Here is a 9,859-nt window from a genome sequence, read left to right as displayed (position 1 = left end):
ACCATCGTTCCCCCGGACCCGGCCGAACCCCGGGGTGGGCGGGGCACTCCACCCACCCCGGGTGGCTCTCAGCCGTTCGGGAACAGGGTCCCGTAGTCGGCGTACGCCATGGCCACGTCGGCCTGCGCCCAGAAGCGGTGGTAGTTGAAGCTGGGCTCCGCACCACCGTTCAGGTACGCCTGCACCTTGGGCCAGTCCGGGTCGTTCTTGTAGAAGGACCGGATGTCGAGGAAGCTCTTGCCGGCGGCGATGGCGTCGCCGTTGGGCATCTTCCCGGTCCAGCCCGGCGGGACGTAGAGGCCCTGCCCGGTGGACGCGTCGTAGACGTCGTCGAAGCGCTTGTAGTCGCCACGCGTCTCGGTGGTGGAGACGCCCTTCGCGTCACTGGCAGCGTCGAGCGCGTCCAGCAGGCCCTTGGCGGTGGTCTTCGCCGCCGCGTTGCCCGACTTGGCCGCGTACGCGATCAGGATGCGGGCGTAGGAGGCGGCGACGCCGACGTCCTGGCCCTTGCTGATCACCTCGACGTGCAGGTTGGTGTTGGGCTGCGGGCTGGACGGGTTCCAGGTGATCGGCTGACCGGTCCACTTCATGTCCGACGGGATCGACCAGTTGGTGCCGACCGTCGTATTGGCGATCGCCCACGGCACCCACTTGTCCAGCAGCGCCTTGGCCTTCGCGTTGCCGGTCTGCAGGTACAGCTCGGCGACCCGCTGCATCGACCACGCCTGCATGCCGAACCACTGGTTCGACGGCGGGTCGTTGTAGACCGGGTCGACGTCGTAGAACATGCCGTAGAAGGTGCTGGTGCCCGACGGCGGCTGGGCGTAGCTGCCGTCCCAGCTGTTGGTCGCGCCGCCGGCGATGCCGCCCTCGGACGACTGCAGCCAGGTGTAGAACTCCAGCTGCCGGTCGAAGCTCTTGGTCCAGTCGGCGACCGCGGTCGACGACTGCGGCTTGAGCTCCGGCGTGTTGGTCAGCGCCCAGGCCGCGAACGGGTTCTGGTAGCCGAAGTGGTTGTGGCTGGAACCGATTCGCCAGGACCAGTTCTGGCTGGTGTCGTACGCGCCGCCCCAGGCGTAGTACCAGGACAGCAGGTAGTGCGCCGAGTCCTTGCCGCTGCCGGCGGGGCAGGTGCTGGCCCCGACGCAGTTGCCGATCTTCTTGAAGTACTTGTCGAACATCGCGTACCGCAGGTAGTCGCCCATCTTGGCGGCCTTGGCCACGGTGGCGGCGACATCGGCCTGCTTGCCCTGCGCCTTGGCCCAGGTCAGCGCCCAGTACGCGGCCTGCACGGCACGGGCGTCGGCGTCCGGGGCGTTGGTGTACTTCCACTGTTTGGCGGGAGTGCCGGTGTCCTTGACGAACAGGTCGAGGTAGCCGTACTGACCGCCGTGCTTGAAGGTGTCGCAGGACGGCTGCGGGACGGTCTCCCACACCGACTCCTGGGTGCCCCGCTGGAAGGTGTTGATGTACGCCGGCTTGGTGGTGCCGTCACCGCAGCGGCCGAAGCCGTAGGTGTTGTCGACGTCCATCAGCCAGTGCATGCCGTAGATGTCGCCGGTGCCGTAGGTGGACTGGAGCTCCGAGCGGAGCGGGTCCTGCCCGACGGAGATGTTCGGGTTCAGCGCCGAGGGGTACTGGCTGGGCAGGTTGTACTCCGCGGCGTACTGCGGTGTGCCGGCGGAGCCCGCGGTGGGCTGGTCGGCGTGCGACGGGATGATGTACTTCTCCATCACCGTCCAGGCGTTGTTGAACGGCGCCCAGTTCTGGGTGACGCGGCCGTACTGGGCCTCCAGCCAGATCCAGAAGCTGAACGCCTCCGAGGTGGTCTCGTGGCCGTAGTCCGGCGCCTCGACGATCAGCGTCTCGACCGAGTGGTACGGCACGCCCTCGGGGCTGAAGTAGCCCGAGTTCTTGATCTTGCCGTACTGGGCGAGGAACTTCTTGATGTAGGCGTTGTCGCCGCCGGGGGTGTCGTTGTCGATCTCGGTGGCGGTGACCGCCAGGGGTGCGAGACCGGTGGCGGACGCGGTGATGGTGGCGGTGCCGCCGACGGTGTCGGTGTCCTCCGCCGCGGCGACCGTGACGGTGACCCCGGTGTTCCAGTTGCTCGGGGTCAGGGTGACGGTGCTCGGCGAGACCGTGACGTCGGTGTCTCCGCTGCGGGTGAGGGTGACCGGCACGCTGGCCGTCGGCGCGGCGCTGAGCTTGAGGTTGAAGGTGGTCGTGCCACCCTCGTTGACGCTCACCGCGGACGGCGTGGCGATCAGCGTCGGGCCGCTGGCGGCGCCGACGGTGAACGCCTTCTCGGCGACCCCGATGCCGTTGGCGTTGTCGTACGCCTTGGCCTGCACCGTGTAGTTGCCGGCCGGCAGGTCCTCCTGCGTGTACGTGTACGGCGCGGTGGTGTCGGTGTTGATCAGCAGGCCGTTGCGGTAGAACTCGACCTTGCTGATCGTCCCGTCCGGGTCGCTGGCCGTGGCGGTCAGCGGCACGTCGGCCGGGGCGGTGAACGGCCCGCTCGGCAGGGCGAGGGAGACCGTCGGCGGCTGGTTGGCCGGGGTGCCGTTGCAGGAGGTGCCGTTCAGGGTGAACGAGGTGGGCTTCGGGTTGCTGCCCGAGTAGGACCCGTTGAAGCCGATGGTGGTGGAAGCCCCGGTGCCGAGGTTGCCGTTGTACGACTCGTTGGTCGCGGTGACCTCACTGCCGGACTGGCTGAACCTGGCCGACCAGCCCTGGGTGACCCGCTGGCTGCTGTTCGGGAAGGTCCACTTGAGCGTCCAGTTGCTGACCGCGTCGCCCAGGTTCTTGATGGTCACGTTGGCGGTGAAGCCGGTGTTCCAGTCGTTGGTCGCGTAGACCACGTCGCAGGCGGGTGCGGCCTGCGCGGCGCCGGCGGGCAGGGTCACCCCGCCGATGGCGAGCGCGGCGGCGGCGAGGATCGCCACTCGGCGGCGTCGTGCCAGTTGTCTCATGTGCGCGGTGTCTCCTCGGACCAGGCCGGGATGGTCCCCGGCGAGGCGCCTGCCCGCGGGTGTGGTGGTACGCGGGGGATTCGAGGCGCCGGGAAGGTGGTTGCCCCGGGCCCGGCCGGGGTGCGGCGGTGCGGCCCGCGCGGGAGGGGGTCCCGCCGGCTGCGCTCGGGTGCCGTGACCGGAAGTCGTGCTGCCGGCTGCCCTCGGCGGACCCGCGCCCACGCGATCTGGCTCCTGTCGCGTTGAATCGACAGTGTGCCATGGAAGCGCTCCCACAACAAGCGCACAGGGGACGGGATCACCCAGTTGTTTCGATCTCGTTTTGGGTCTTTCACAAAGGCGTGACGGGCGTTACAGTCGCAACATCGGTCGATGGGAGCGCTTCCATCGACAAAGGTTCCAACTGGAAGATCACCGGGACCGTCCTCGTGGCGGGCCCCGGGGAACCAACCCGAAGGCCGACGGCGGGCCAGCCCGGACGCCGCCGTCAGCCATCATCCCGCCGCAGGGAGGGAGGTGGAACCAGAGCCACTCGCGTGGCCCGGCTCCCGCGCGACACGCACGGCAGGACCCAAATTCCGCCCGTGTGTGTGCAGTTACGGTGGGGACGGGGGTTGCCCTCCCCCGTCCCCACACTAAACCCCCGTACACAATGGGAAAAGAGGCCGACGGGACAGGCGCCAAGCGCCGCCCGGTCGGCCTCGTTCGCTGTCCGGGGCCCTCACCCGCCTCGACCCGCCATGTCCGGCCGCCGTGACGGCCGGCTCACGGGGCCGGCCGCTCCTGGCCTATTCTGGGAGCGCTCCCGAATCTCGGCGGCGGCCCCGTATCCACGAGGAGAATCCATGTCGATACCTACCGGGCCCGCCGGCCCGCTGCGCTTTCCCCGCGACTTCGGCTGGGGCGCGGCCACCTCCGCTTACCAGATCGAGGGCGCAACCAAGGAGGACGGCCGCGGCGAGTCGGTCTGGGACACCTTCAGTCGTGTCCCCGGGCGTACCCGCAACGGCGACACCGGCGACGTGGCCGCGGACCACTACCACCGGTACGCCGAAGACCTCGACCTGATGCGCGACCTGGGTCTGCGCAGCTACCGCTTCTCCATCTCCTGGCCCCGCGTTCAGCCCGACGGCACCGGCGCGCCCAACCAGCGCGGGCTCGACTTCTACCGCCGCCTCCTGGACGGCCTGCACGAGCGCGGCATCGCCCCGATGGCCACCCTGTTCCACTGGGACCTGCCGCAGGCGTTGCAGGACGCCGACGGCTGGGAGTCCCGCGACACCGCCCACCGCTTCGCCGACTACGCCGACGCGGTGTTCACCGCCCTCGGTGACCGGGTGCCGGTCTGGCTCACCATCAACGAGCCCAAGACCGTCGTCCAGAACGGCTATCTCATGGGCCACCACGCGCCCGGCCGGCAGGACCCGGACGCCGCCTACCTCGTCGCCCACCACCTGCAACTGGCCCACGGCCTCGCGGTCCGCGCGCTGCGCGCCGCCAACGGCACCGGCCGGATCGGCCCCGCGCTCAACCTGCACCCCTGCTACCCCACCGACGACTCCCCCGAGGCCGGCGCCGCCGCCCAGCTCTACGACGGCTACGAGAACCGCCTCTACCTCGACTCGCTGCTCAAGGGCAGCTACCCGCAGGACGTGCTGGCCGACCTGGGCCCGCAGAGCCGGATGGTTCGCGGCATCCGCGACGGCGACCTGGCGGTGATCTCGTCGCCGGTCGACCTGCTGGCCGTGCAGTACTACACGCCCATCTACGTCACGGCCGACGGCAGCACCGAACACCGGTGGCCGACCTCCGAGGCCGGTTGGCAGCAGATCTACCCCGACGGGATGTACGACATCCTGACCCGGGTCACCCGCGACTACGGCCCGATCCCGCTCACCGTCACCGAGAACGGCCTGCCCACCCCCGACACCCTGGCCGCCGACGACACCGTCGACGACAGCGGCCGGATCACCTTCCTGCGCGACCACCTGGCCGCCGCGCACCGCGCCATCAGCGCCGGAGTGCCGCTGGAGAGCTTCCACGTGTGGTCGATGCTCGACAACTTCGAGTGGGACGAAGGGTACGACCAACGCTGGGGCCTGGTCTACGTGGACTACGCCACCCAGCGCCGGGTGCTCAAGCGCAGCGCCCACTGGTACCGCTCCGTCATCGCCGAGGGCGGTTTCTGAGCGGGCCGCCCGGACGGCCGGGCCCGGACGGCTCGGCTCCGGGTGAGCCGGTGACCGTCCGGGTCACGGTCGGCAACGTTCAGCGGGGCAGCGCCTGCTGCAACTCCGCTCGCAGGGCAGGGGTGAGCATCTCCCCCGCCTGCTTCGCCAGCCGGGCCATCTCGTAGCCCACCACGCCGATGTCCGCGTCGCCGGCCGCGAGCGTGGCCAGGATCGATCCGTCGCGCACCTGCATCACGAGGAAGTAGCCCCGGCCCATCTCGACCACCGTTTGCTTGACGATGTCGCCGTCGAACATCTGCGCCGCGCCCGCCGTGATGCTCATCAGCCCGGACGTCACCGCGGCGAGCTTGTCCGCGTGGTCGCGGGGCAGATGGTCGGAGATCGCCACCAGCAGCCCGTCGGAGGAGACCACCACCGCGTGCGCCACACCCGGCACCCGCTCTGCGAACGCGCTCACCAGCCAGCTCAGGTCACGTGCCTCCTGGCTCAACGTCGTCACTGTCGTCGTCCTCCTTCGTCGTGCCCCCACGAGGGTGGCACCGATATCTCGGTGGTGTCCTCGGCCTCGGCACGCCGTACCCCGCTGTAGAGCCGGGAAAGCATGCCGCCGACCGCCTCCGGGTCCAGTTCGGCGCGCGCCGGCGCCGACTCCGGCTGGGCCGGGCGGGTGACCGCGGAGAGTTGCGCCATCGGCACGCGTACCGGCAGGCCCCGCTCGTTCGTGCCGGCCGTCACCGGAGTGGCGGGCGGCGCGGCCGGGCCGGGGGCCGCCGCCCCGGTCGGCCCCTGCCGGGACCACCAGCCGCCGCCGTCATCGGGGGCGGCCGGAGCCAACACGTCCTCGGCGCGTACCGGCACGGAGCGGGTCTGGCGCGGCACGGTGGCAGCCGGCGGGCGACCGGCCACCGGCAGGTCCAGCGGCGCGACGGCCGGCCCACGGGCACCAGCCGACCGGGGGGCCCCCGCCATCCGCTGCGCCGCGGCGCCCCGCGCCGCACTCGCCGCCAGCATCCGGGCCGGCGCCGGCGGATCCAGCTCCACCGCACCGGCCGGAGCCAGCAGGGCGGCCGGCAGCACCAGCCGCGCGACCAGGCCGCTCTGGCGTGCGTCGAGCTGCACGCGCACGCCCAGCCGGCTCGCCAGGTGGCTGACCACGAACAGGCCCATCCGCTCGACCGCCGCGACGTCCGCGGCCGGCGGGCTGGCCAGCACCGCGTTCGCCTCGGCCAGCGCGGTCGGGCTCATGCCCAGGCCGTCGTCCACGATCTCGATCAACGCGCCCGACGCCTCGACCCGGGCGGTCACCAGCACGACCGTGTCCGGACGGGAGAACGCGGTCGCGTTCTCCAGCAGCTCGGCCAGCATGTGCACCAGTTCCCCGACCGCGTGCCCCACCACGTTGACCTCGCCCACCGAATCCAGCCGGACCCGCTGGTACTGCTCGATCTCGGCGGCGGCGGCCAGCAGCACGGTGCCGAGACCCACCGGACGGTTCCACCGACGGGTGGAGTCCGTACCGGCGAGCACCAGCAGGCTCTCGTCGTTACGGCGCATCCGGGCGGCCAGGTGGTCGAGTTTGAACAGGTTGCCGAGCTGGTCCGGGTCGCTCTCCTCGCGCTCCAGGTCGTCGAGCAGCTCCAGTTGGCGCTCCACCAGCACCTGGCTGCGGCGGGCCAGGTTGACGAACATCGCATTGACGTTGCGACGCATCAGCGCCTGCTCGACGGCGACGGTCACGGCGCTGCGGTGCACCGCGACGAACGCCTCCGCCAGCTCACCGATCTCGTCGAGCGAACGGACCACAGCCGGCGCGACGTCGATGCTCGGCACCCCGCCGGTGACGGTCCGCAGCCGATCCAGCGCGTCCGGCAGCTCGACCTGCGCGATGCGCAGCGCCTGGCTGCGCAGCAGCCGCATCGACCGGGCGACCGACCGCCCCACCAGCAGTGAGATCAGCAGGGCGACCAGCAGCACGGCGACGACACCGCCGACCACCAGCAGGGTGGCCCGCAACTGGCCGCTGCTGGCGTCGTCGGCCTGGCGCACCGCGTCGTCCAGCACCCCCGCCTCGACCTGGCGCAGCAACTCCTGGCGCTGTTGGCTGGCCGACCACCACTGCTCCGACGGCAGCACCTCGGGCGCGGCGTTCCCGGCCGGCAGGCTGCGCTCCTCCAGCTGGGTGGCGACCAGGAACAGCGGGTTCACCGAGGTCTCGTCGTACCGGCGGATCTGATCCGTGGTGGCGGCCACCCGGAACGCGCCGAGGGCGGTCAACTGCTGGGCGCGCAGGTCGGTGAGGACCACCCGGTCCTCCGTGCCGTACCGGCCGGCGCGGGCGGCGGCGTAGAGCTGGGCGCGGACGCGGGAGGAGAGCTCCTTGACCCGGGCCAGCTGCACGTAGCGCAGCACCGAGTCGCTCAGCGCCGCCCGGTCCTGACCCGGCGTCGGCTCGGCGAGCAGGTCCAGCAGCGCACCCACGGCCCGGTGGTAGTTGCTCAGGATGGTGTCGTTGCTGAGCACCGCCGGCGGGATCGCCGGCCGGATGTCGATCACCTGGTCGTACGCCTCCTGCGCCTCGGAGAAGGCCACCCGCCAGGACGCGTCGGCATCGGCCAGCGGCCCGGCCGCCCGGCTCAGGTCGGCCATCGCCCGGTCGGAGGCCGCCTGCAACGGTCGCAGCGCGGTGGCGGCGGCCTGCCGGTCGCCACCGCGGCGCAGCTCGCCCAGCTCACCCGCCGAACGGTCCCGCTCCTGTTGGAGCTGGTGCACCACTGCGGTGATCTGCCGGCCGATGCCGACCTGCCGGGAGAAGTCGTTCAGCGCGGTCGTCCGTCCGACCAGGGCGCTGGTCTGCACGCCCGCGAGCACCAGGAACGCCACCGACGGCACCACCAGCACGGTGGCCAGCTTGGTGCTCATCCGCCAGTCCCGCAGCCGGAACGGCGAGCGGCGTCGATGCGGAACGACGCGGACGTCGAAGCGTCGCCGGCGGTGGTTCGACACCCCGCCGGTCGCCGGATCGGGACCTCCCGCCACCCTGCCTCCTCCTGCCGCGTCCACCGCGACCCGGGGAGCGCAGTCCATCCAACCAGGCTCGGTAGCGCTGTCAACGGCCCGGGCAGGGCGAAAGTTCAGGAAGGATACTGCGGGTGGGATCGTCCTGTCGTGGTCGGTAAGACCAGCTCATCCGTCTGGCCGATGTCGGCGAGCTCGGCCGCCGCACCAAAGCGGCCCAGCGCGACCAACGCGGCGCCGGTGGCACCGATCTCCGGGTTGCGTTGGTGCGACACCGGTCGCGGCGCGAGCGCGGCGGCGAACGCCTGCCGCCACCACACCGAGGCGGCCACCGCGCCGCCACCCAGCACCACCCCGACCGGTTTGTCGACCGTGGACTCCAGCACCGCGAGATCGTCGGCGACCAGCTCGCACAGCCCCTGCATCAACCCGGCCAGGATGTCCACCGCCGTGGTGCTGAAGCTCAGGCCGCGCAGCTCGCCCGAGCCGGCCGGCGCCAACCCGGGCGGCCGGTCGCCCCCTAACCGGGGGTCGGTCGGCCGGCCGCCGCCCGCCGGCACCAACGCCAGCGCCGCGTCCAGCTCATCCCCGTGGGGCAGTCGCAGCTCCCTGTTCGCCCAGGCGAACAGGTTGCCACCGCTGGAGTACGCCGCCCCGGTCACCACGTGGTCGTGGTCGACCCGGTAGCGCCAGAGTCGTTCGGGCAGTCGTGGTAGCGGCTCTCCGGCCGGGATCCGCTGCATCAGGCGTACGGCCGCGGAGGTGCCCACCGTGACCGCGGCCCGGCTCGGGTCGGCGCAGCCCGAGCCGACGTTCGACGCCCCGCCGTCACCCACCGGCGGCGCCCACCGGGCCTCGGCCAGCTGCGGCCAGCGGCGGGCGCGGTCGGGCCGGAGCCGGCCGTGCCAGTCCAGCTCACCCAGGGTCGGCAGGTCGCGCGGTCGCGCACCGGCCAGCGTCAACGCCTCCTCATCCCAGCGCAGGCTGCTCAGATCGAGCAGGCCGGTGCCGGAGGCCTGGGAGACCGACATGGGCGCCGCCTGCAGCAGCTCGCCCAGCACGTATTCCGGCAGGCCGACGAACCGGGCGATCGGCGTGCCGGACTGTTCCCGCAGCCAGGGCAGGCGCACCGACCAGTAGGAGCGGTGCCACCAGCAGCCGGTGCGCTGGTGGAAGGCGTCCGGGTCGGCCGGGCCGGACGTGTCGCCGACCGGCGCGGGCCGGGTGTCCAACCAGGTGACGACCGGGCCCAGCGGAGTGCCGTCGCGGTCCAGCGGAAGCACCGAGTGCCACTGCGCGGAGGTCGCCACCAGGTCGACGTCGTGCAGGTGCCCCGCCTCGGCCAGCTCGTCCAGGCACTCGATGAGACAGGCGAGGTAGTCGGGGCCGGAGAGCGTGCCGGTGCCGTCGTCACCGAGGGCGAGGTTGACCTTCCGCCGGGCCAGGGCGCCGGGCAGCGGCTGGGTCTCCCCGTCAAGCACCAGCCCCCGTACGGAGGAGGTGCCCAGGTCGAGCGCGAGAATGTTCATCGCCGGTCAAGTTACCCGGTGCCGGCCGCGCGGGAACGGAGGTCCGGCCGGGCACACCGGTACGCCCGAAGGGGTCCCGAGCCGGCCCGCGGCCGCGTAAGGTGGACCGCATGCTCGCGCACCCAACCTCCTGGTGGCCCGCCGACCC

At 71.9% G+C, this 9,859-nt stretch carries 5 protein-coding genes; 1 reads left to right on the top strand and 4 read right to left on the bottom strand.

Features of this window, described 5'->3' with window-relative positions; translation table 11 throughout:
- Positions 1-68: 68 nt before the first annotated feature.
- Positions 69-2,975: a glycoside hydrolase family 48 protein gene (locus AB0J68_RS18380; protein WP_363939540.1), complete on the bottom strand. Its 2,907-nt coding sequence runs from the start codon at positions 2,973-2,975 to the stop codon at positions 69-71.
- 845 nt (positions 2,976-3,820) lie between these two features.
- Here AB0J68_RS18380 and AB0J68_RS18375 point away from each other — a divergent pair.
- Entirely contained in the window at positions 3,821-5,164 is a 1,344-nt protein-coding gene (locus AB0J68_RS18375) for a GH1 family beta-glucosidase (RefSeq protein WP_354863185.1), read from the top strand.
- Positions 5,165-5,243: 79 nt separating this feature from the next.
- Here AB0J68_RS18375 and AB0J68_RS18370 read toward each other — a convergent pair whose 3' ends face one another.
- The 3 genes from AB0J68_RS18370 to AB0J68_RS18360 all read right to left on the bottom strand — a co-directional run bounded on the left by AB0J68_RS18370 (position 5,244) and on the right by AB0J68_RS18360 (position 9,711).
- The gene (locus AB0J68_RS18370; RefSeq protein ID WP_197281421.1) at positions 5,244-5,657 is read right to left on the bottom strand and encodes a roadblock/LC7 domain-containing protein; all 414 of its coding nucleotides are present in this window, start codon (positions 5,655-5,657) and stop codon (positions 5,244-5,246) included.
- A 5-nt stretch (positions 5,658-5,662) separates the two neighbouring features.
- Positions 5,663-8,203 (bottom strand): nitrate- and nitrite sensing domain-containing protein, encoded by a 2,541-nt coding sequence (locus tag AB0J68_RS18365; RefSeq protein ID WP_363939538.1) that lies wholly within the window; start codon positions 8,201-8,203, stop codon positions 5,663-5,665.
- Positions 8,204-8,298: 95 nt separating this feature from the next.
- Positions 8,299-9,711, bottom strand: a complete 1,413-nt coding sequence (locus AB0J68_RS18360; protein WP_363939536.1) for an FGGY family carbohydrate kinase — start codon at positions 9,709-9,711, stop codon at positions 8,299-8,301.
- Positions 9,712-9,859: the final 148 nt, after the last annotated feature.

Source organism: Micromonospora sp. NPDC049580 (genome assembly GCF_040675595.1).
Taxonomy (GTDB): Bacteria; Actinomycetota; Actinomycetes; order Mycobacteriales; family Micromonosporaceae; genus Micromonospora.
The sequence above is the reverse complement of the archived record's forward strand: the minus strand, read 5'-3'. Positions and strand labels throughout refer to the sequence as shown.

Excerpts from the sequence above, each read along its gene's own strand:
- AB0J68_RS18380 (WP_363939540.1), bottom strand. The coding sequence starts at position 2,975 with ATGAGACAACTGGCACGACGCCGCCGAGTGGCGATCCTCGCCGCCGCC.
- AB0J68_RS18375 (WP_354863185.1), top strand. The coding sequence starts at position 3,821 with ATGTCGATACCTACCGGGCCCGCCGGCCCGCTGCGCTTTCCCCGCGAC.
- AB0J68_RS18360 (WP_363939536.1), bottom strand. The coding sequence starts at position 9,711 with ATGAACATTCTCGCGCTCGACCTGGGCACCTCCTCCGTACGGGGGCTG.